Source organism: Streptomyces sp. NPDC058685 (assembly GCF_042714725.1).
Classification (GTDB): Bacteria; Actinomycetota; Actinomycetes; order Streptomycetales; family Streptomycetaceae; genus Streptomyces.
Window position 1 is genome coordinate 1 of sequence record NZ_JBHXSL010000086.1, and the last position, 21,318, is coordinate 21,318.

At 71.3% G+C, this 21,318-nt stretch carries 21 protein-coding genes; 11 read left to right on the forward strand and 10 right to left on the reverse strand.

The window, feature by feature from the left end; all coding sequences use genetic code 11:
• Positions 1-44: 44 nt before the first annotated feature.
• From ACFWU3_RS35100 to kdpF, 4 genes are read right to left on the reverse strand one after another with little or no spacing between them, the layout of a single operon-like run.
• Positions 45-719 carry a potassium-transporting ATPase subunit C gene (locus ACFWU3_RS35100; protein ID WP_384445482.1) on the reverse strand — a complete coding sequence of 225 codons (675 nt, stop codon included), beginning with the start codon at positions 717-719 and terminating at the stop codon, positions 45-47.
• A gap of 4 nt (positions 720-723) precedes the next feature.
• Positions 724-2,868, reverse strand: coding sequence for a potassium-transporting ATPase subunit KdpB (gene kdpB, locus ACFWU3_RS35105; protein WP_384445484.1), 2,145 nt, complete (start codon positions 2,866-2,868; stop codon positions 724-726).
• Positions 2,865-4,529 carry a potassium-transporting ATPase subunit KdpA gene (gene kdpA, locus ACFWU3_RS35110; protein WP_384445486.1) on the reverse strand — a complete coding sequence of 555 codons (1,665 nt, stop codon included), beginning with the start codon at positions 4,527-4,529 and terminating at the stop codon, positions 2,865-2,867. The genes kdpB and kdpA overlap by 4 nt, the downstream gene beginning before the upstream one ends.
• A gap of 8 nt (positions 4,530-4,537) precedes the next feature.
• Positions 4,538-4,627, reverse strand: coding sequence for a K(+)-transporting ATPase subunit F (gene kdpF, locus ACFWU3_RS35115; protein ID WP_063801986.1), 90 nt, complete (start codon positions 4,625-4,627; stop codon positions 4,538-4,540).
• A 1,370-nt stretch (positions 4,628-5,997) separates the two neighbouring features.
• On the opposite strand from kdpF, the gene ACFWU3_RS35120 reads away from it, so the two are divergent.
• Positions 5,998-6,789 (forward strand): hypothetical protein, encoded by a 792-nt coding sequence (locus ACFWU3_RS35120; protein WP_384445488.1) that lies wholly within the window; start codon positions 5,998-6,000, stop codon positions 6,787-6,789.
• 45 nt (positions 6,790-6,834) lie between these two features.
• Here the strand turns inward: ACFWU3_RS35120 and ACFWU3_RS35125 are convergent, their stop codons facing one another.
• Positions 6,835-8,001: a PP2C family protein-serine/threonine phosphatase gene (locus ACFWU3_RS35125; protein ID WP_384445490.1), complete on the reverse strand. Its 1,167-nt coding sequence runs from the start codon at positions 7,999-8,001 to the stop codon at positions 6,835-6,837.
• A gap of 102 nt (positions 8,002-8,103) precedes the next feature.
• Here ACFWU3_RS35125 and ACFWU3_RS35130 point away from each other — a divergent pair, with 102 nt between their 5' ends.
• The gene (locus ACFWU3_RS35130) at positions 8,104-8,601 is read left to right on the forward strand and encodes a MarR family winged helix-turn-helix transcriptional regulator (protein ID WP_384445491.1); all 498 of its coding nucleotides are present in this window, start codon (positions 8,104-8,106) and stop codon (positions 8,599-8,601) included.
• Positions 8,602-8,758: 157 nt separating this feature from the next.
• On the opposite strand, the gene ACFWU3_RS35135 is transcribed toward ACFWU3_RS35130, so the two are convergent.
• Complete coding sequence (locus ACFWU3_RS35135; protein ID WP_384445493.1) at positions 8,759-9,244, reverse strand: MarR family winged helix-turn-helix transcriptional regulator; 486 nt, start codon at positions 9,242-9,244, stop codon at positions 8,759-8,761.
• A gap of 144 nt (positions 9,245-9,388) precedes the next feature.
• Between ACFWU3_RS35135 and ACFWU3_RS35140 the strand changes: the two genes are divergently transcribed.
• The 8 genes from ACFWU3_RS35140 (at position 9,389) to ACFWU3_RS35175 (ending at position 15,762) form a co-directional block, all read left to right on the forward strand.
• On the forward strand, positions 9,389-10,267 hold the full coding sequence (locus ACFWU3_RS35140) for an STAS domain-containing protein (RefSeq protein ID WP_384445495.1): 879 nt from the start codon (positions 9,389-9,391) through the stop codon (positions 10,265-10,267).
• 11 nt (positions 10,268-10,278) lie between these two features.
• Positions 10,279-10,674: an STAS domain-containing protein gene (locus ACFWU3_RS35145; protein WP_384445512.1), complete on the forward strand. Its 396-nt coding sequence runs from the start codon at positions 10,279-10,281 to the stop codon at positions 10,672-10,674.
• Positions 10,658-11,140: an anti-sigma regulatory factor gene (locus tag ACFWU3_RS35150; RefSeq protein WP_384445497.1), complete on the forward strand. Its 483-nt coding sequence runs from the start codon at positions 10,658-10,660 to the stop codon at positions 11,138-11,140. The genes ACFWU3_RS35145 and ACFWU3_RS35150 overlap by 17 nt, the downstream gene beginning before the upstream one ends.
• The gene (locus ACFWU3_RS35155; RefSeq protein WP_384445499.1) at positions 11,137-12,144 is read left to right on the forward strand and encodes a SpoIIE family protein phosphatase; all 1,008 of its coding nucleotides are present in this window, start codon (positions 11,137-11,139) and stop codon (positions 12,142-12,144) included. The genes ACFWU3_RS35150 and ACFWU3_RS35155 overlap by 4 nt, the downstream gene beginning before the upstream one ends.
• Positions 12,141-13,472: a PP2C family protein-serine/threonine phosphatase gene (locus ACFWU3_RS35160; RefSeq protein ID WP_384445501.1), complete on the forward strand. Its 1,332-nt coding sequence runs from the start codon at positions 12,141-12,143 to the stop codon at positions 13,470-13,472. Before ACFWU3_RS35155 ends, ACFWU3_RS35160 begins: the two co-directional genes overlap by 4 nt.
• 46 nt (positions 13,473-13,518) lie before the next feature.
• Positions 13,519-13,965, forward strand: coding sequence for an ATP-binding protein (locus ACFWU3_RS35165; RefSeq protein WP_384445502.1), 447 nt, complete (start codon positions 13,519-13,521; stop codon positions 13,963-13,965).
• A 129-nt stretch (positions 13,966-14,094) separates the two neighbouring features.
• Positions 14,095-14,466, forward strand: coding sequence for an STAS domain-containing protein (locus ACFWU3_RS35170; RefSeq protein WP_384445504.1), 372 nt, complete (start codon positions 14,095-14,097; stop codon positions 14,464-14,466).
• A gap of 45 nt (positions 14,467-14,511) precedes the next feature.
• Positions 14,512-15,762: an NAD(P)/FAD-dependent oxidoreductase gene (locus ACFWU3_RS35175; protein WP_384445505.1), complete on the forward strand. Its 1,251-nt coding sequence runs from the start codon at positions 14,512-14,514 to the stop codon at positions 15,760-15,762.
• A gap of 10 nt (positions 15,763-15,772) precedes the next feature.
• Here ACFWU3_RS35175 and ACFWU3_RS35180 read toward each other — a convergent pair whose 3' ends face one another.
• The gene (locus tag ACFWU3_RS35180) at positions 15,773-16,792 is read right to left on the reverse strand and encodes a MerR family transcriptional regulator (RefSeq protein ID WP_384445507.1); all 1,020 of its coding nucleotides are present in this window, start codon (positions 16,790-16,792) and stop codon (positions 15,773-15,775) included.
• A gap of 163 nt (positions 16,793-16,955) precedes the next feature.
• Here ACFWU3_RS35180 and ACFWU3_RS35185 point away from each other — a divergent pair, with 163 nt between their 5' ends.
• Complete coding sequence (locus ACFWU3_RS35185; protein ID WP_384445508.1) at positions 16,956-17,585, forward strand: RNA polymerase sigma factor; 630 nt, start codon at positions 16,956-16,958, stop codon at positions 17,583-17,585.
• A gap of 63 nt (positions 17,586-17,648) precedes the next feature.
• On the opposite strand, the gene ACFWU3_RS35190 is transcribed toward ACFWU3_RS35185, so the two are convergent.
• The 3 genes from ACFWU3_RS35190 to ACFWU3_RS35200 form a co-directional block, all read right to left on the reverse strand.
• A complete protein-coding gene (locus ACFWU3_RS35190; protein WP_384445510.1) occupies positions 17,649-19,022 on the reverse strand; it encodes a cryptochrome/photolyase family protein in 1,374 nt (457 codons plus the stop codon).
• Positions 19,023-19,147: 125 nt separating this feature from the next.
• The gene (locus ACFWU3_RS35195) at positions 19,148-20,692 is read right to left on the reverse strand and encodes an SDR family oxidoreductase (RefSeq protein WP_384445513.1); all 1,545 of its coding nucleotides are present in this window, start codon (positions 20,690-20,692) and stop codon (positions 19,148-19,150) included.
• A gap of 490 nt (positions 20,693-21,182) precedes the next feature.
• The coding region (locus tag ACFWU3_RS35200; protein WP_384445515.1) for a sigma-70 family RNA polymerase sigma factor at positions 21,183-21,318 on the reverse strand (136 nt) is incomplete at its 5' end.

The window sequence follows — 21,318 nt, forward strand, 5'->3', positions numbered from 1 at the left end:
CCGGGAGCAACCTCGGTCCCCGGACTCCCGCCCCGGCAGGACGATCACTTCGCGGTGAGCGCCTTGAGTGCGATGTTGAGTTGGAGAACGTTCACCGTCGGCTCGCCGATGAAGCCGAGGGTCCGGCCGTCGGTGTGGTCCTTGACCAGCTTTTCGACCTTGTTGACGTCGAGGTTGTTCTTCTCGGCCACCCGGTGGACCTGGAGCTCCGCGTACTCGGGGGAGATGGCCGGGTCCAGGCCGGAGCCGGAGGAGGTGACGGCGTCGGCCGGCACCTCGGAGGGCTTGACCTTGTAGGTGGCGGTGGAGTTGTCCTTGACGACCGCGGCCTTGGCGTCCTTGACCCACTGGATCAGCTCGGGGTTGTCGCCGGAGCGGTTGGTCGCTCCGGAGAGGATCAGCGAGTACTGGGTGTTGACGCTGTTGCTGCCCAGGCCGTTGGACGGGCGGGGCTGGAACCACTTCAGGTCCGGGGCCGGGGCCTCCTCCGGGTCGTTGGGGTTCTTCGGCGGAAGGTTGTACGTCTGCCCGATCAGTTCGGAGCCGACGACCTTGCCGTTCGAGGAGACCTCGGACCCGTTGGCCTTGTTGTTGAAGAGCGCCTGGGCGACCCCGGTGATGGCGAGCGGGTAGATCACGCCGCAGACGACGGTCAGGACGAGGAGGGCACGCAGCCCTGCCCCGATCAGCCGTGCGGTGCTGCCGACAGAGTTGTTCATGACGTCACCCGATGCCAGGGATGAGGGAGATGAGCAGGTCGATGAGTTTGATGCCGATGAACGGGGCGACGAGGCCGCCGAGTCCGTAGATCCCGAGGTTGCGGCGGAGCATCCTGTCGGCGCTGGTCGGCCGGTACTGCACGCCCTTGAGGGCGAGCGGCACGAGCGCGACGATGATCAGTGCGTTGAAGATGACCGCGGACAGGATCGCCGACTCCGGTGAGGACAGGCCCATGATGTTGAGCTTGTCCAGGCCCGGGTAGACCACCGCGAACATCGCGGGGATGATCGCGAAGTACTTCGCCACGTCGTTGGCGATCGAGAAGGTCGTCAGAGCGCCTCGGGTGATGAGGAGCTGCTTGCCGATCTCGACGATCTCGATCAGCTTCGTCGGGTTGGAGTCCAGGTCCACCATGTTCCCGGCCTCCTTGGCGGCCGAGGTACCGGTGTTCATGGCCACTCCGACGTCCGCCTGGGCCAGCGCGGGGGCGTCGTTCGTACCGTCGCCGGTCATCGCGACCAGCTTCCCGCCGGCCTGCTCCCGCTTGATGAGCGCCATCTTGTCCTCGGGCGTGGCCTCGGCGAGGAAGTCGTCGACACCCGCCTCCTCGGCGATCGCCTTGGCGGTGAGCGGGTTGTCACCCGTGATCATGACCGTCTTGATGCCCATGCGGCGCAGTTCGTCGAACCGCTCGCGCATGCCCTCCTTGACGACGTCCTTGAGGTGGATGACACCCAGGACCCGGGCGCCCCGGTCGTCCTCGACGGCGACCAGCAGCGGGGTGCCGCCGGCCTGCGAGATCGTGCCCGCGAGGGTGTCGGCGTCGTCGGAGACGGTGCCGCCGCGTTCGGTGACCCAGGAGATGACCGAACCCGCCGCGCCCTTGCGGACCTTGCGGCCGTCGACATCCACACCCGACATCCGGGTCTGGGCGGTGAAGGCGATCCACTCGGCGTGCGCCAGTTCGCCCTGGTGGCGCTCGCGCAGGGAGTACTTCTCCTTCGCCAGGACGACGATGGAACGGCCCTCGGGGGTCTCGTCGGCGAGCGAGGAGAGCTGGGCCGCGTCCGCCAGGTCGGCCTCTGTGACTCCCTTGACCGGGACGAACTCGGCGGCCTGGCGGTTGCCGAGGGTGATGGTGCCGGTCTTGTCGAGCAGCAGGGTGGAGACGTCGCCCGCGGCCTCGACCGCGCGGCCGGACATGGCCAGCACATTGCGCTGGACCAGCCGGTCCATGCCCGCGATGCCGATGGCCGAGAGCAGCGCGCCGATCGTGGTCGGGATCAGACAGACCAGCAGTGCGGTCAGCACGATCATGGTCTGTTCGGCGCCCGCGTACTTCGCGAAGGGCTGGAGGGTGACGACCGCGAGCAGGAAGACGATGGTCAGCGAGGCGAGCAGGATGTTCAGCGCGATCTCGTTGGGCGTCTTCTGACGGGAGGCGCCCTCGACGAGCGCGATCATCCGGTCGATGAACGTCTCGCCGGGCTTCGCCGTGATCTTGACGACGATCCGGTCGGACAGCACCTTCGTGCCGCCGGTGACCGCGCTGCGGTCGCCGCCGGACTCTCGGATGACCGGGGCCGACTCGCCGGTGATGGCCGACTCGTCGACCGATGCCACGCCCTCGACGACGTCACCGTCGCCGGGGATGATGTCGCCGGCCTCGCAGACGACGAGGTCGCCGATGCGCAGGTCGATGCCGGGCACCCGCTCCTCCGCCCTGCCGTCCGTGGTCAGACGGCGGGCGACGGTGTCGGTCTTCGCCTTGCGCAGGGTGTCGGCCTGCGCCTTGCCGCGGCCCTCGGCCACGGCCTCCGCCAGGTTGGCGAAGATCGTGGTCAGCCAGAGCCAGGCGGCGATCGCCCAACCGAACCAGTTGGTCGGATCGGTGATCGCGAAGATCGTCGTCAGCACGGAGCCGACCAGGACCACGAACATCACGGGGGACTTGATCATCACCCGCGGGTCGAGCTTCCTGAGGGCGTCCGGCAGGGACGTGATCAGCTGCTTCGGGTCGAACAGACCCCCGCCGACGCGGGCCGCGTCGGGCTTGTGACCGGTGGGCGCATCGCTGTGAGGCGCCCGGGTCGGTGTGGCAGTGGACATGGAGCGGGGCTCCTCGTGCTTCTTCGTTGCGGGGGTCATGACGCCAGTCCTTCGGCGAGGGGGCCCAGCGCCAGGGCCGGGAAGTACGTCAGACCCGCGATGATCAGGATGGTGCCGACCAGCAGGCCCGCGTAGAGGGGCTTGTCGGTCCGCAGGGTGCCCGCGGTCGCCGGCACCGGCTTCTGCTCGGCGAGCGAGCCGGCCAGGGCGAGGACGAACACGATCGGCAGGAAGCGGCCGAGGAGCATCGCGAGACCGAGGGTGGTGTTGAACCACTGCGTGTCCGCGTTCAGACCCGCGAAGGCCGAGCCGTTGTTGTTCGCCGCCGAGGTGTACGCGTAGAGGATCTCGGAGAAGCCGTGCGCACCCGAGTTGGTCAGCGAGTTCACCGGGGTCGGCAGGACCAGCGCCGCGGCGGTGAAGCACAGCACCAGCGCCGGGGTGATGAGGATGTAGCAGGCCGCGAGCTTGATCTCGCGGGTGCCGATCTTCTTGCCGAGGTACTCCGGGGTACGGCCGACCATCAGGCCCGCGATGAACACGGCGATGATCGCCATGATCAGGATGCCGTAGAGACCGGAACCCGTACCACCGGGGGCGATCTCGCCCAGCTGCATCCCCAGCATGGTGATACCGCCGCCGAAGCCCGTGAACGACGAGTGGAAGGAGTTGACCGCGCCGGTCGAGGTGAGCGTCGTGGCCACCGCGAAGATCGACGAGCCGCCGACTCCGAAGCGGGTTTCCTTGCCCTCCATGGCTCCGCCCGCGATGTCGAACGCCGGGCCGCCGTGGTGGAACTCGGTCCACATCATCAGCGCGGTGAACCCGATCCAGATCGCCACCATCGTCGCCAGGATCGCGTAGCCCTGCTTGACCGAGCCGACCATCCGGCCGAAGGTGCGCGTCAGCGCGAACGGGATCAGCAGGATCAGGAAGATCTCCAGCAGGTTGGACAGGCCGTTCGGGTTCTCGAAGGGGTGGGCCGAGTTGGCGTTGAAGTAACCGCCGCCGTTCGTGCCCAGCTCCTTGATGGCCTCCTGCGAGGCCACCGCGCCGCCGTTCCACTCCTGTGTGCCGCCCATGAACTGGCCGACCTCGTGGATCCCGGCGAAGTTCTGGATCGCACCGCACGCGACCAGGAGGATCGCACCGATCACGGCGATGGGCAGCAGGATGCGGACGGTGCCGCGGACCAGGTCCGCCCAGAAGTTGCCCAGCTCACCGGTGCGGGCGCGGGCGAAGCCCCGGACGAGGGCGACCGCGACGGCGATGCCGACGGCGGCGGAGACGAAGTTCTGCACCGCCAGGCCACCGGTCTGGACGACGTGGCCCATGGCCTGCTCGCCGTAGTACGACTGCCAGTTGGTGTTCGCGACGAAGGACGCGGCGGTGTTGAACGCCTGGTCCGGGTCGATCGAGGCGAAGCCGAGCGAGCCGGGCAGGCTGCCCTGGAGCCGCTGGAGCAGATAGAGGAAGAGGACGCCGACCGCGGAGAAGGCGAGCACACCCCGCAGATAGGCGGGCCAGCGCATCTCGGCGGACGGGTTGGCGCCGATGGCCTTGTATATCCACTTCTCGACCCGCAGATGCTTGGTCGAGGAGTAGACCCGGGCCATGTAGTCGCCGAGCGGGCGGTACGCCAGCGCCAGCGCGACGATCAGCGCGAGCATCTGGAGCACGGCGGCGAGGATGGGACTCATGACGGGGCTCAGAACCTCTCCGGGTACACAAGGGCGAGGACGAGGTAGCCCAGCAGGGCGACGGCCACGATCAGGCCGACGATGTTCTCGGCAGTCACAGCTTCGCCACCCCCTTGGCGATGAGCGCCACCAGCGCGAAGACCGCGATCGTGATGACGACGAAGGCCACGTCGGCCATCGTGAACTCCTGAAAGAGATGTGGAAATGTTTCGGGCCTCTAGAGGAAAGCTCCTTTTCGAGCGGTTCCGCCTGTCGTTGACGGCTCCCTTACGGCCATTGGCGCACCTTTGATGGCCCATTGACGCCGACGCCTCCGGCCTGTGAAAACGCCGTCCGGCCGTACTCCGTTCGAGGGGGTTTCCTTCGCCGCGGAGGACGATTTCCGGTCACCGCGACGTCCGGGCCCGGGCGGGTGCGCGGGCCCCATGTGGGAGGCGTGTCCGCTCGACGTCGCAGTGCCCGCACGCCACGACGCCGCGGTCCCGTTCCAGGCGCTGCGGCTGCGGCTGCCCGAGCAGCCTGCCGTGCCGGGAACGGCGTCCCCGCGGCGGCAGTACATCGATGAGCCGTCGCCCCGGCCCGGTCGACCACGGCGTCGGAAGAGAGGGGGGCCCGGCCCGGCTGCGCGGTCCCCGGACAGGTGCCGGGTGGTCGGCGTCGGTCACCGTGATCACCAGGAGCTTCCGGGCACGGGTGGTGCCGGAGCGCCCTTTCCCGATGCCCCCTGACGCGCTTTCAGTACTGCTCGACCAGTCATGGGGAACCCACGGCCATGAACGCGAGGCCCAGCGCGCCGCAGTCCTTGTCCCCTCACACTTCCCCGTCGGCTTCCCGGACCCCGCTCCGCGGGTGTCCGGTCCCATCAGAAGGTCTTCCGCGACGCTTCCCGCCGCCCCTCAGCGGGCCCCGACGGCTCCGAGGGGCCGGCCTCCAGGAAGAGGGCGGAATCCCCGGGCGCCCCGCAGGCGCACTCGGCCGGGTGGCCTCTTCGATCCCGTACAGCTGGTGAGGTCCTTTCCGGAGGCGCTGCGCAAGCTGCACCCGCGTGCACTGGTGAAGAACCCGGTGCTGGTCCTCGTCGCCGCCGGATCGGTGCTCACCACGCTGTCCGCCCTGGTCCCCCCTCGGTCTGTGCGAGGACATCGCCTCCCGCGGCCGGGCCGCGAGCTGGACCTGTTCGCGCGACAACCGTCCCAGCCGTCTGCCGGCCTGGACGGCGGGCTTCCGGCTGGAGCGCGAGTACGTCCACTACCGCACCGGGAACCCCGCGGCCCGCAGCCTTCCGCAAGGGAGGATCCCGGCATGACAGGCGTTCGCGGGCGACACGGCCGGGCGCCCGCCGGCAGCACGCCGCCCGCCCGGCGCCCTGCCGCCCGTCCCATGACTCCGCCGCCCGCGGAAAGGGACGGCACGGCCCCGCGGCATTCCACGATTCCGGCCGGGCATGGGTCACACTGACGGTCAGTCAATGCCCGACCGGAAGGCTCTGGACGTGCTGGTCAGAAATCGCACTCGCGCATTTCTTCTCGTCTTCTCCTGCGCCGGACTTCTGCTCACAGGATGTTCGGCGGGGCCGGACACCGGCGGCGCTCCCGACGCGGCGAACGCCCCGCGCGTCACCGCGTCGCCGCGCGGACAGGCAGGGGCGCAGGTCAAGAAGGCGGACGGCGGAGTGATCCGGGGGCTGGGCCCCGCCACCAGCTCCCGCGTTCCCGCCGACACCCGGCAGGCGCTGGTCGTCACCGGCGCCGGCGTGGATTCCTCCATCGCCTCGGCGGTCCTGTACCAGCGCGAGGCCGGGCGGCCGTGGACCCCGGTGGCGGGCCCCTGGCCGGCGCACAACGCATTGCGCGGGTGGACGGACGACCATGTCGTGGACGACCTGCGTTCACCCGTGGGCGTCTTCTCCCTGGGCGACGCCGGCGGACGGCTCCCGAATCCCGGTACGAAACTGCCCTACGACCAGGACGAGCAATTCACGGAATCCGGTATCGGCTTTCTGGGTGAATCGCTGGAAGGCTCTTTCAACTACGTCCTCGCCATTGATTACAACCGCATTCCCGGTACGTCACCGCTGGACCGGAATCGGCCGGAGGGTGAGGAAAAGGGCGGCGGAATCTGGGTGCACGTGGATCACGGCGGACCCACGCGCGCGTGTGTCTCGCTGGAGCAGCCCCACATGGTGGATCTGCTGCTGCGGCTCGACCCGGCCAGGAACCCGGTCATCGTCATGGGCGACGTGGCCTCACTGACGCGCTGACCCGGCGTCACGGATGCGCCGGCGCGGCGGACGGCCGTCCGCGCGTCACGGGCGCCCGTGCCAGTCGAGGCACACCACCATCGCGTCGTCGTCCGCCTCGCTCGCCCCGCGGTGCCCGGTGAGTTCCTTCAGGACGGCTCCGGGCACCTGGGACGGCGGCAGCAGCCGGGTGGACGTGATGGCCCTGGCGAGGGCCTTCTCGCCGTAGCGTTCGCCGGCGGGTGAGAGGACGTCGTAGACACCGTCGCTGGCGAACAGCAGTCGGTCACCGGGCTGCACCTGGAAGCGCTGGGCGGTGTAGATCGTCTCCTCGAACATGCCGAGCGGCAGCTGGGGTTCGAGTTCGATGGGCTCGATCCTTCCCTGCCTCATGCGCCACATCTTCGGGGACCCGGCGTCGACGATCTCCACGTCTCCGGTGGCGAGGTCGAAACGCAGCAGGAGCGCCGCGACATGGACGGCGCCGTGGTAGTGCCCGTAGACCGCCTGGTCGGCGAGGAATGCCTGGTCCACGAGTGAGAGTCCCGCGCGGCGGGCGTTGCGCAGCCCGTTGATGGCGAGGTTGGTGAGCAGGGCGGCCTCGATGCCCTCGCCCATGCCGTTGGTGAGCGTGAGGGTGAACTGGTCCGCGTCGCCCGACCAGTCGAAGTTGTCACCGTGTGTCGAGTACGCGGGCTCCAGCTGGGCGCCGATCTCGTACTCGGGCCGGGTGCGGGAACGACCTGGCAGGAGCTGCCACTGCATCTCGGCGGCGAGCGTGAGCCTGCTGGCGCGACGCGCCTGGAGGAAACGGTCGGTGTCCCGCTCGGCCACGATGATCTCGTGGCCGAGAATCTCCGCGATGTCCGACAGTTCCCGTTCGACGTCGGGTGTGAACCGGTCGGCGGCGAGCTTGACGGTGAGGACTCCGAGGCGGTCGCCGCGGACGCTGACCGGCAGATGGGCCGTGCACTGCCGCGCCCTCTCGTCCTTCTCCACATGGGGCTGCTGGGCCCCGAAGGCGCGGCCCGGTCCGTCCGCGTGGGCGGGGATCGAGCGGTCGGCGCCGGTGGGGACGTTGACGGGCTGAAGTATGGTCATCGCGTAGTCGGCGAGGAGCAGATCGACGGAGACGGCCGCGTAGTGGGTGGCGAGCGCGCCCTGCACTGCCTCGAGGAGTGCATGAGGCGCAGCCCCGCGCAGCGCACGTTCCACGGCCGTGAATCTGTCCACCGTTCGATTACCACCTGTTCGGGAAGAATGAGCAAAAGGACCGGATGGCCTCTTATGTCTCAGCGACTGACAAGGCCGTTGCGAAGTGTCACAGTTGGGGGCATGCATTCCGAGACTTCTTCGAACGACGATCGGGCTGCCGCTGTGCACGCCGCCCGTGAGGTCATCGAACTTCTCGAAGTGCTCTGGCAGCAAGGCCGCGACGCGACGTCCACGGCCCCCGTCTCGTCCTCGCAACTGCGCGTGCTGTACATCCTCGACCGCGACCAGCCCATCAACCTGCGCACGCTCGGCGAGGTCCTCGGGTCGGCACCCTCGTCGGTGAGCCGGATGTGCGATCGTCTCGAAGCCCTGGGCTTCATCCAGCGATCTCCCAGCTCAGCCAGCCGCCGCGAGCTGGAGCTGCGCCTGTCGGGCCGGGGTGAGACCTACCTCCGGGATCTGCGGATCCGGCGCGAAGGCGCACTGCTCGAGGTCATCTCCAGCATGACACCCGCGGAGCGCACGGCGCTCGTGGACGGCCTCGGCGGCTTCCGCTTCGCCTTCGAGGGCGCACCCTCGAAGGAAGGGCGAGCGGGCACCGCGGCGGAGTCCGCCTGACCGGGACGTTCGGTGGGAGCGGGATCCCTGCACGGTTCACCTGCCTTGTTCCGGAGCGTAGGGACGGCGCGGAAGCACGGACGCGGATCCGCACGAGGTCAGATTGTTTCCTTTGGTGGACAGTTGTCAAACGGCAACCGTTGTCGCCATGTCAGCGTCATCGGCCGCCACCGGACGACAGTGCCCGGCTGAGGTGGGAGCGCGCGATGTCGCACGCGGCCGCGAAGGCCGCCACCTCGGGTCCCGAGGCGGGCAGCGCCGCCCCGATCAGAGCCGCCGTGTGCGCATGATGACTGCGCACCTCCTCCGCGCCCGCCGGACTGAGCTCGACGACGGTCTTGCGCCGGTCCTTCGGATCGGCGTGCCGTGCGAGCAGCCCCGCGCTCTCCAGCCGGGCACACAACCGGCTCGTCGAGGGCGCGGTGATGCCCAGCGCACGCCGCATCTCGGCGGGGCAGTCGGCTCCGGCCTGCACGGCCACCAGAGCCCGCAGCCACAGGCGGGGATGGGACGCGGTGACGCCGGCGTGCTCGGACAGAGCCATCAGAGCCGCTACCGCTGTCTCGGCACCCGCCGGAGCCTCGCCCTCCACTGTGGCCGCACCTCTGCCTTCCCGGGGTATCAGCGCTTCACTGTCGCTCATCACACGTTCGGATCGGGGTTCGGTGTCGTACCGCGTGTGCCCGGCATCGCGAGCGGCATGCCGCAGGGCTGCCGGGTCCGCCTTGGGCCCCTACGACCCCTCCGCTAACATTTTCCGCGCGACAACCATGACGAGGTGGACCTGATGAACGCCAGTGAGCCCGAGGCCCGGCTCGACATCGGCGCGTTGCTGCGCGAGCAGGGCGAGAAGGTGGCCGACCGGTGGGTCCGGCTTCAGCTGGAGCAGGGGGCGCTCGGCCCCGGGATCACCGAGGCCGAACTGCGCGAGGAGGCCGACACCCTGGTCGACGCGTTGCGGGCCGCGCTGGAGAGCGGCCATCCGGTCGAGCGGCTGGTGGAGGCCCACCAGGGCCTGCACCGGGCGGTCACCGAGCTGTCCCTGCTGCGGGCCCGGCGCGGAGCCTCGCCCACCGTGATCACGTCGGCGGTTCGGACGCTGAAGGAAGCGCTGCTGGAAGCCGTGCAGGGTCTCGCGCGCGACAGCGCGTCCCTGTATGCCGCGGCCCGGCTGACCGACCGCCTGCTGGACGCCGCGGCCGCGGTGTCCTTCGCCGCGTTCGTGGAAGGGCGCGAGGAGATCATCCGGCGGGAGAGCGGCGGGATGCCGGAGGTGTCCACGCCGGTCGTGCGGCTGTGGGACAAGGTGCTCGCGGTCCCCCTGATCGGCACGCTGGACACCGCCCGCACCCAGGTGGTCATGGAGAACCTGCTGGAGGCCATACAGCAGCACGAGGCGCAGGTGGCGATCATCGACATCACCGGCGTACCGACGGTGGACACCGCCGTGGCCCATCACCTGGTGCAGACGGTCAACGCCGTACGACTCATGGGCGCGGAGTGCGTCATCAGCGGCATCCGGCCGCCCATCGCCCAGACCATCTCGCAGCTCGGCATCGACCTGTCCGCCATCCTCACCCGTGCCACCCTCGCCGACGCCCTGGCCGCCGCCATCGCTCTCACCGAGGCGTCCGGGCAGGCGACCGGTACCGCGGCTCTCCGGTGAGCGGCGGCGGCCTGGCGGGCGTGCCCATCCTGCGCCTGGGAGACGTCCTGATCACCGGACTGCTGAACGAGCTCGACGACAAGGCGGCCATCGACTTCACCGAGGAGCTCACCGAGCGGATCGTCGCCGACCGGGCCACCGGTGTACTGATCGACATCTCCCGGCTGGAGATCATCGACTCGTTCGTCGCACGCACCCTGATGGAGCTCGCCACCACGGCGGGCCTGCTCGGGGCTCGCGTCGTGGTCGCCGGAATGCGGCCCGCCGTCGCCATCACCGTGGTGGAGCTCGGTCTTCGGCTCGACGGCGTCGAGACCGCGCTCAACGCCGAACAGGGCCTCACCGCCCTCGGCTGGCAGCGGGTTCCCCAACTCCGGAAGGGGGCTTCCGGTGCTTCCACACGGTGAGGTCAACGCCGGTGCGGCCGCGTCGCCGGGGCGTTCCACCGGTACGGAGAAGGACGGCGACGAGACGTCCACGACGTACGAGATCCGCACGGCGGAGGACCTGCTCGCCGTCCGTCACGCGGTGCGTGCGGCCACCCAGCGGGCCGGTTTCGGTCTGGTGGACCAGACGCGCATCGTCACCGCCGCCAGCGAACTGGCCCGAAACGCCTACGTCCACGGCGGTGGCGGCACCCTCGCGATCGAGCACGTCCACCGCACCGGACAGCGCGGCCTGCGGCTGTCCGTGGCGGACCGGGGACCGGGCATCCCCGACGTCGACCGGGCGCTCACCGACGGGTACACGACCGGCGCGGGGCTCGGACACGGCCTGGGCGGCGCGCGTCGCCTGATGGACGAGTTCCAGGTGGAGACCGCCCCCGGGCAGGGCACGGTCGTCGTCGCACTGCGGTGGAACACACGGACGTGACGCCTTCCGTACCCCGGCCGACGGTGCGGATTCCCGTCGACCACCCCGGTGCCGTGCAGGTCTCGGCGGACCGGGCGCGCGCTCTGGCCCGGGAGTGCGGCCTGCCCGGGGCGCTGCCGGACCACGCGGCCGTGCTGGCAGGCGAACTCGCCACCAACATCGACAAGCACGCCCGTGACGGCGCGATCTACCTCCAGCCGTCCCCTCGGGGAAACGGCCTGGACATCGTCGCGGTGGACCGGGGGCCCGGCATCGCGGACATCCCGCTGAGCTCCACCGACGGCCGCACCACGCCGCGCGCCCTCGGCGCCGGCCTGGGCACGGTGCTGCGTACGGCGACCGACGTCACGCTGCGCTCGGCACCCGGGTACGGCACCCTCGTCCACGCCTGGCTCGCGGACCCGCCCGGAGAGCAACACCCCGTCACCGTGGGCGGGTTGTGCCTGCCGGCGACCGGGGAGGAGGTGAGCGGGGACGGCTATGCCGTCTCACGGCACGACGGCGTCTGGACCGGCCTCGTGCTCGACGGACTCGGACACGGCCCCGAGGCGGCCACGGCCACCCGGCGCGCCGTGCGCACGTTCCGGGCGCACCCCCACCTGCCGCCCGCTGAACTCCTCACGGCCCTGCACGAGGCGCTGCGGCACAGCCGGGGCGCCGCGGCCACCGTCGTGCGGGTGCATCCGGGGTACGTCGAACACTGTGGGATCGGCAACATCCGGGTGGTGATGTGCTCCCGCGAAGGCATTGCCCAGCAGTTCACCGGGCAGCCGGGGATAGTGGGATACAACATGCCGACACCACGCACCCAGCAGCTGGAACCCGCTGCCACGGTGCTCGTGCACACCGACGGAATCGACCACCGCTGGACGCGTGACGTCCCGCCGGCACACCTGTGCCTGCCGCCCACGCTCCTGGCGGCGTCCCTCCTGCACTCCCACCGCCGGCACCGGGACGACGCCACGGCTCTCGTACTCGGCGGTCTCCCCCAGGGGCGGTCATGATCCGGGACACCTTCCGTACGGTGCACTCACTGCGCCGTACGGCCCGCAGGATCGCCGTCACCCACCGCCTCAGCGCCGAGCAGCGGGCCCGGCTGGTGATGTCGCTCAGTCAGGTCGCCGCCCCTCCCCTGAACAGTGGGCGTCAGGTCACGCTGACCGCCGCGCAGGAGTCCGACCGCGGCGGCGACCAGGTGGTCGTCACGCTGCGGTTCGCCCACCCGGGAGCTCCGAGCGGCACCGACCCCGAGACCCTGCCGCTGCCGGGAAGGGCCACCTCCGACGGCGCGCTGGTCTGGCGTCTGACGGCCCCTCCCACGCCGCCGCAGCCGGCCGGCGGGGAGCAGCCGGGGCGGATCGTCCTGCCGTCGCCGGGCGAGCGGTCGCACAACGGCCGGGCGCACTCCACCCCCGTCGCCGGCGCGGAAGCGGATCTGGCGCTGGTCGAGGAGGAGCTGCAGGCCACCCTCGCCCGCGCGGACGCCCTCGCGGTCGAGCACCGCCGTCTGGAGGAGGAGCTGGCGGAGACCAACAGCGGTGTCCTCGCCCTCTACGTCCAGCTGGAGGAGCGGGACGAGCAGCTGCGCGCGGCCCACGGCCACACCCTGCGCGCCCTGGAGGACGCGCTGCGCCCGCGCCCGCTGCGTACGGACGGCGTCGAACTCGCCGTGCACTACGCCCCGGCCAGCGACGACGCACCCACCGGCGGAGACCTCTACGACTGGTTCACCCTGCCGGACGGCACCGTCCACATCACCATCGCCGACGCGCTCGGCCACGGCGTCACCAGCACCCGAACAGCCCTGACCGTCACCCACGCGGTGCGCACGCTGGCGCTGGAGGGGCACTCGCTCGGCAGCATCGTGGCGCGTACGGACGAGATCCTCGCGTCCTTCGACCAGAACGTCATGGCGACCCTGCTGCTCGCCCGTCTCGACCCTGCCTCCGGCGAACTCGCGCTGGCCAACGGCAGCCATCCGCCGGCGCTGCTGGTGCGCCCGGACGGGACCGCGTCGTACCTGGAGGTCCGCGGCCGCGGCATCGGCTACCCGCACCCGGGCAGCGAACGGGTCCTCACGACCAGACTGGAGCCGGACGACCTGGTCATCCTCTACACCGACGGCCTCACCGAGTGCCGGCGCGATCCCTACGAGGGCGAGGCGGCCCTGATGACATCCGCTCTCCGCCACCGCGCCCGGCCCACCGACCACATCCCCGGCGCCATCGCCGCCGACATACTCGTCGACGTGCTGCACAGCGACGACACCCTCGCCATCGCGGCCCGCTTCACCCCCACAGGAGCCGGGAGTGACGACGGCGAACCGGGGTAGACGAGCAGGGCCGCAGAACGCGGAACACACAGGGCGCAGGAGCAGCATGGAACACATCGGACTGACCGGCAGGGACGCGGTGCTGTCCTCCGGTACGACGCCGTGGGCGAGCGTCTGTTACGACGGTGCGCCGGAGAGCATCGCCGCCGCACGGTTCTTCACCAAGGAGTTCCTGACGCGTGTGCAGGCCGAGTTCGGCCTCCCCGTGTCGGCACACGCGATCGGGACGGCCCAGCTGGTCGTCAGCGAGCTGGTGACCAATGCCTGCAAGTACGCTCCCGGTCCCTGCCTCATGGACCTGGAAGTGACCGGCGATCTCCTGGAGATCACCGTGTGGGACACCAGCCCCGTGCTGCCGGTCGCCCGCGCGGCCGAACCGGGGCGCGTCGGCCAGCACGGACTGGAGATCGTCCTCGCCCTGTGCGAGGGCTTCGACGTCAGGCGCGACCCGGTCGGAAAGCGGATCAAGGTCCGCACCACCCTCGGCCTGTAGACCACCTCCGGTCCACAGGCCGGGCGCCCGGTCCGTTCTGTCACTCCCGCGCACTCCTGCTGTCACTGCCGCGCACTCTGCTCCGCCGGCCGACGGGGGTGCTCCCGATCCCCCGAGGGACGAACCACCATGGATCATCAGTCCACCCAGTCCTCCGCCGCCGATGCGCCGGACCTGCCGAGAGTGACCCTGCTGTCGGACGCGGCCGACCCGGTGCGTGTCATCTCCGCGGCCGGGGCGTTCGACCTCGGCTCGCTCCAGCAGCTTCAGGAGGTCCTCGCCGAGCCCGCCGGGGATGCGGCCGTACGGACCGTGCTCGACCTCTCGCGTGTGACGTTCGGCGACTCCAGCCTGCTCAACCTGCTGCTGAGCGCCCACTCCGAGCAGAATCTGGTGCTGGCCGGCCCGCTCAGCCCTCCGGTGCACAGGCTCTTCGAGGTGACGGGCACGGACACGATCTTCGCCATCGCCCCCGACCTGGACGCCGCTCGCTCCGCCTGACGGGAACCCGGCCCCCGGGTGCACCGACGGACAGTGGGAGAGCGCATGCAGAGGCCGTACGACGTACTGGTGATCGGGGCGGGCCTCGCGGGACTGGCCTGTGCTCACGATCTCGTCTTCGCCGGGCTGTCCGTCCAGGTCCTGGAGGCATCGGACGGGGTCGGGGGTCGGGTGCGCACCGACCGCCGCGACGGCTTTCTGCTCGACCGCGGGTTCCAGGTCTTCAACACCTCCTATCCGCAGGTCAAGAAGCGGCTGACGTTGCGGGACCTGCGGCTGCACCCCTTCACTCCCGGCTTCCTGCTGCATCGCGGCGGCGAGCTGCTGCGTGTCGTGGACCCCACCCGGCGGCCGCGCGCCGCGGCCGATCTCCGGCCGGGACGTCTCGCGCCGGCCCGGGACATGGCGGCGCTCGGCGTGATGACGGCACGGGACATGCTGGCGCCCGCGTCCCTTCTGACACGGGGGCCGGACCGCACCACGTGGACCGCTCTCGCGGAGGCCGGCGTCTCCGACGAGACGATCGACACCGTGCTGAGGCCGTTCCTCTCCGGGGTGTTCCTGGAGGACGAACTGGAGACATCCGCGCGGTTCTTCCATCTGGTGTGGCGCAGCATGACGCGTGGCAGTCTGTGTCTGCCCCAGGCCGGCATCGGGGCCGTACCGGCGCAGCTCGCCGACCGGCTGCCGCCCGGCACGGTGAGTCTCGGGACCCCGGTCACCGCCGTCACGGACAGCGGGGTGCTGCTCGACGACGGGAGTGAGCGGACCGCACCGGCCGTGGTCGTGGCCACCGGTCCGCGGGCGGCGTCGCATCTGCTGCCCGGGCTGGAGGTACCGGCGACGCGGACGGTCACGACGTACTACCACGCCGCCTCCACGCCGCCACTGGCCGAGCCGACCCTGGTCACCGACAGCCGGCACCGGTTCCTCAACACCTGTGTGCTCAGCGAGGTCTCCCGGTCGTACGCGCCCGAGGGCCGGTCGCTGATCTCGACCTCCGTGCTCGGCCGTGACGAGCCGGGACGCGAGCGGGCACTGCTCGCCGATCTGGCGGACGTCTACGTCACCGGCACCGGTTCCTGGGAGCCGGTGGCGACGTACACCGTCGAGGACGCGCTGCCGGCCATGGCGGCGCCGTGGCCGCTGAGCCGCTCCTCGCGCTTCGCTCCCGCGCGCTATCTGTGCGGCGACCACCGTGCCACCGGCTCGGTGCAGGGCGCTCTGGCCTCCGGGGCGAGGGCGGCCCGTGAGGTCCTGGCCGACCGGGGCGCCGGGCCGCGGGGGCGCGCGTAGCGGCGGGACGTCAGGCGCGCAGCGCCGATTCCAGGACTCCGAGCGCCTCGCCCAGTCCCAGCGGACGCACCGTACCCGCGACGCGCGGGCCCGCCCACCCCGGTCCGGCGGTCAGGACCACCGGCTTTCTGCGGGCGCCCCGAACCCCCCAGGCGGTCCGGGCGACGTGCTGGGCCAGCGGCGCGCTCGCGGTCGTCCTGGACTGCGCCCAGAGCACCACCGCCGCCGGCCCGGTCCTGCGGACGGCGCCGTCGAGCGCCTCGACCGGCAGGGCGGCCCCGTACATCCGCACCGGGAGGTTCCGCTCGGCGAGGGCCGCGGCGAGGACTTCGAGCGGAAGGGTGTGGTTCTCCCCCGGCACGCAGGCGAGCAGCACGGGTGCGCCCGGCTCCGTCCCGGAAGCGGGGCCGACGCTCCGGCGCAGCGCGCTGGAGACATGCCACGAGAGCAGGTGCTCGACCTCGACGTACTGCTCGCCGGAGCGCTCCCACTTGCGTCCGACGGCGCGCAGCGTCGGCACGATGACCTCGTCCCACGCGGTGACCAGCCCGTGCTCCGCGATCACCGAGGCCAGCACGGTGTCGACGGCCTGGGCGTCGAGGCGAAGGGCGGCGCGGGCGAGGCCCCGGCACTCCTGGCGTACGTCGCCGAGCTGCAGACCGGTACGAGCCCCCCGCCGGCGGCCCGCCTCCCGGTGCACCGGCGGCTCCGGACCGGTCTGCCCCTCCGTCCCGGCGGCACCCGCCACCGCGGCTCCTGTCGACGCGTCGGTAAGGACGACACGGGCGGCTTCCGCGGGCGGGAGGCCGGTGCTGGTCAGCGCGCACATGCGCTCCAGCATCGCGATGTCCTCGTCAGTCCAGCGGCGGTGTTTCCTGCCGTCGCGTCCGGCGGGCCCGATGCCGTAACGCCGGTCCCACGAGCGCAGCGTGGTGGGCGCGACTCCGAGCCGGCGCGCGACCGCTCCGGTCGTGAGACCGCCTGTCCGCCGTGGTCCCTCGGCTGCGGAAGTGTCCACGCCTTCGAGCATACGACGCACAAACGACGCGTGTTGCCTGCGTCGATTCGCCCGTCCAAGACTGAGTCACCCACGCGGGACACCGGCCCGGTGGCCCGGAGGGCGAGCCGCGGACAGCGGCGTCGGACCTGTTCGACGCACCAACCGGCCGGGATCCGGCGGAAGGAGCGAGACCATGACCACGTCAGCACTGGCCGGCCCGGCCGGGCAGCTGCATCCACCGGCCGAGCAGACCCACGCGTCCGGGCAGTTCGCCGAGGGACTGCTGCGCGGCGACGAACAGAGCTTCGCCGCGATCTACCGCCAGTGGGCACCGCTGGTGCACACGCTGGCCGCCCGCACTCTCGGCGACGCGCGCGAGGCCGAGGACGTCACCCAGCAGGTCTTCCTCGCGGCATGGCGGGGCCGGTCGGGATTCCGGCCGGAGCGCGGCCCGCTCGGCGCCTGGCTCGTCGGGATCACCCGGCGCAAGACGGTGGACGCCCTGGCAGCACGGACCCGGCGCACCGAACTCGCCGCGGCCGCCGCCCATGTGCCGGCACAGAGCACGGAACCGAAGCCCGGCACATCGCCCGAGGAGTGTCTGGACCGGGTGCTCCTCGCGGACGAGCTGGCGAAACTGCCGCTGCCCCAGCGGGAGGTGCTGTGCCTGGCCTTCTACGAGGACCTGACGCAGGTGCAGATCGCCGAGCGCACGGGCATTCCGCTCGGCACGGTGAAGAGCCACGTACGGCGCGGACTGCACCGGCTGCGGCGACGGATCACCGAGGTCTACGGCCCGTCCCGGTCCGGTGCGGCGCTGTGAGATCCACGGCGTCTGCCGGCCGGGGGAACTCCCGGCGGCCGGCACGTCGCGCGCCCGCCCCCTCTACTCCTTGCCGCGTGCATGCTTGAAGCGCGCCAGGCCCTCGGACAGTTCGACGATGGGCTCCGGGTAGTCGTACTGCTCGCGGTCCAGCCCCCTCAGCCGCCACGGCTCGTGCACGGCGGAGCCCTTCAGATCCGCCAGCTCCGGCACCCAGCGGCGTACATAGACGCCGTCGGGGTCGAAGCGCTTGCCCTGGATCACCGGGTTCAGCACACGGTTGGGGCGGGTGTCGGTGCCGGTGCCCGCCACCCACTGCCAGTTGAGCTGGTTGTTGGCGATGTCCCCGTCCACCAGCTGCTCCAGGAAGTGGCGGGCGCCGATCCGCCAGTCGACGTACAGCGTCTTGGCCAGGAAGGAAGCGGCCAGCAGCCGGCCGCGGTTGTGCATCCACCCCTCGTGCCTCAGCTGGCGCATCGCGGCGTCGACCACGGGGTATCCCGTGCGGCCCTGCTTCCATGCCTCGATCTCCTCGGCCGCGTCCTCCTCGGTGCGCCATGCGTCGCCGTGGGGCCGGTAGTCGTCCCGGGAGGCCGCCGTACGCGCGGCCAGCACCTGGTGGTGGAAGTCGCGCCAGCACAGCTGACGGACGAAGGCCTCCGCCCCCGCGCCACCGTGGTCCCGCGCGCGGTGCACGAGTTCGACCGGGGACAGCGCGCCGAAGTGGAGGTACGGGGAGAGCTTCGACGTGTCGTCGCCCGGCAGGTCGTCGTGGTGGTCCGCATAGCCGGCCAGTCCTCGCCGCTTCCAGGTGAGGAACTGTTTGCGGCCCGCCGTCTCGCCGCCCTCGGCCAGTCCGGGCGCCACCCCCTCCACGTCCTGGCGCGGCGGCAGCCGGTAGGAACCGACGTTGTCGGGGACCGTGACACGCCGGGGTGCGCCGTAGGGGGTGCGGAGGTGTTCCTGTGCCCAGCGCCTGAAGTACGGGGTGAAGACGGCGAAGTGGTCGGAGCCCGCGGGCACGACCGCCCCCGGCGGCACGGCGGTGATCACACCGTCATGGACCTCCAGACGGCAGCCCTGCCCGTCGAGTTCCCGCCGCAGTTCCTCCTCGCGGCGGCCCGCGTACCCCGAGACGCCGGCCGCGGTGTGGACGGTCGACGCTCCCGTCTCGGCGACGACCTTGCACACCTCCTCCGCCGTACGGCCGGAGCGCAGCACGAGACGGCCGCCTCGCTCTCCGAGCCCGGCGTCGAGATCCGCGAGGCAGTCGGCGAGGAACGCCCGGCGGTTGGGGGCGTCGAACCCGGCGGCCCGGATGCCCGGGTCGAGCACGAACAGCGGGACCACCTCGTCCGCGGAGTTCACGGCCGCGCGCAGGGGCGGGTGGTCGTGCAGCCGCAGGTCCGACGTGAACAGGACGACCGAGACCGTCATGGGCGCCTCTCCTGGTGGGGATGTCGATGTCTACGGGAATTCAGGGGCTCTACGGGCATGATTCGGGCGCGGGCGGCCCGGCGGATGCACCCCTTTGAGCAACCCCCGAAGGCACCGGACGCACCTCAGCGGGAGACCGGCCGCCGCGAGGTCCTGGCAGGCATGCCCTTCACCGCCGCCCGCGCGATGTTGCGGGCCATGCCGCCGAAGACGATCGCGTGGAAGGGCGACACACTCCACCAGTAGGCGTGGCCGAGCAGGCCCCGGGGGTGGAAAAGGGCGCGCTGCCGGTAGCGGGTGCGTCCCCGGTCGTCGTCCTCGGCGTACATCTCCAGCCATGCGAGACCCGGCAGCCGCATCTCGGCCCGCAGCCGCAGCAGACGACCGGGCTCGATCGCCTCGACTCGCCAGAAGTCCAGCGAGTCACCGACCCGCAGGCGTTCGGCGTCCCGCCGTCCGCGCCGCAGGCCGACCCCGCCCACGAAGCGGTCGAGCCATCCCCGTACCGCCCACGCGAGCGGGAAGGAGTACCAGCCGTTGTCGCCGCCGATGCCCTCGATCACCCGCCACAGGGAGGCACGCGGTGCGTTCACCACCAGCTCCCGGCGGTCCTCGTAGAGGCTGCCGCCCGCCCAGTCGGGGTCCGTCGGCAGCGGGTCGCTGGGCGCGCCGGGCAACGACGCGGACGACCACCGCGTGGTGACGTCGGCCTCACGGACCCGTCGCAGCGCGAGGGTGAGTGCCTGCTCGAAGCTGAGCGGCCGGCCCGGCACGTCGGGCACATAACGCGCGATGTCGTGCTCGTCGCACACCACTTCGTGCCGCAGCGACTCGGTGAGCGGCCGGGCGATGGAGTGGGGCACGGGTGTCACCAGCCCGATCCAGTGGCTGGAGAGCCGCGGGGTGAGAACGGGGACGGGCACGATGAGCCGGCGCGGGAGTCCGGCCACGGCGGCGTAACTGCGCATCATGTCGAGATAGGTGATGACGTCCGGACCGCCGATGTCGAAGGCGCGGTTCACGTCCTCGGGCATACGGGCCGACCCGACGAGATACCGCAGGACGTCCCGTACGCCGATCGGCTGAATACGGGTCCGCACCCAGCTGGGGGTCACCATGACCGGCAGGCGCTCGGTCAGATAGCGCAGCATCTCGAAGGACGCCGAGCCGGAGCCGATGATCACGGCCGCGCGCAGGAAGGTCGTGGGGACCTCCGCGTCGAGGAAGATCCGACCGACCTCGGCGCGGGAGCGCAGATGGGCGGAGAGCTCGCGCTCGGGGACACCGGCTGGGGTGAGACCACCCAGGTAGACGATGCGCCGTACGCCTGCCGACCGCGCCGCGTCGGCGAAGATCCGGGCGGCCTCGCGGTCGGTGTCCTCGAAGTGCGAGCCGGTGCCCAGGGCGTGGACCAGGTAGTAGGCCACGTCGATGTCCTGCATCGCGGCCTTGACGGACTCGGGGTCGGTGACATCACCCCGGACCACCTCGGCGTCCCCGGCCCAGGGGTGGTCGCGCAGCTTGTCGGGCGAGCGGGCGAGACAGCGAACGGAGTGTCCGGCCTCGAGCAGCTCGGGCACCAGCCGGCCGCCGATGTACCCGGTGGCCCCGGTGACCAGGCACCGCAGCGGCGGGGTGTGCTGCCCCGTCTCCGGCTGGTCACGCGTCACCGGCCGGTACCCGGACTGCTGCCGGTCCCGGCTGTCCGGCTGCTCCTGCGCTCCTGTCGGTCCGTCCGTCGGCATCGGCGCCTCCTGTGCCCGTGGTCCGCTCGTCCGTCGCATGACCCGCGACCGTGCTGTCGCCGAGCCGCACCGACTCTTCCGGCGAAGGACGGCATACGGATGCGGTAGCGGTCCGGCGGGCGGCAGGTCACCAAGACCGATCATGGCGCGGACGACGCGGGGACGCGCGCGGACACGGGCCCGGCAGGGCCGGGGAGTGTCCGCAGGTGTCGCGAACCGGACGGGACATTGCGGACCGGACCGCGGACCGAAGCGGGAGCGCGCCCGCCGGGACCGCGTCATGACGCCGCCGCGAGCCGGGGCGACGGACGCAGATGGGCGGATGCCGCGCCCGCCGTCGTCCGGCGAGCGCGGCATCCGCACAGAAGTCGTTGCCCGGGGTTCGTCGCTCGGGGTTCGTCGCCGAGGCTCAGGCTCAGCGGTCGGTGAGCATGCCCGCCCGGAGCTTCGCCAGGATGCGGGTCAGCAGACGGGAGACGTGCATCTGGGAGATGCCGAGCTCCTTGCCGATCTCGGCCTGCGTCATCTCCTGGCCGAAGCGCATCTGCAGG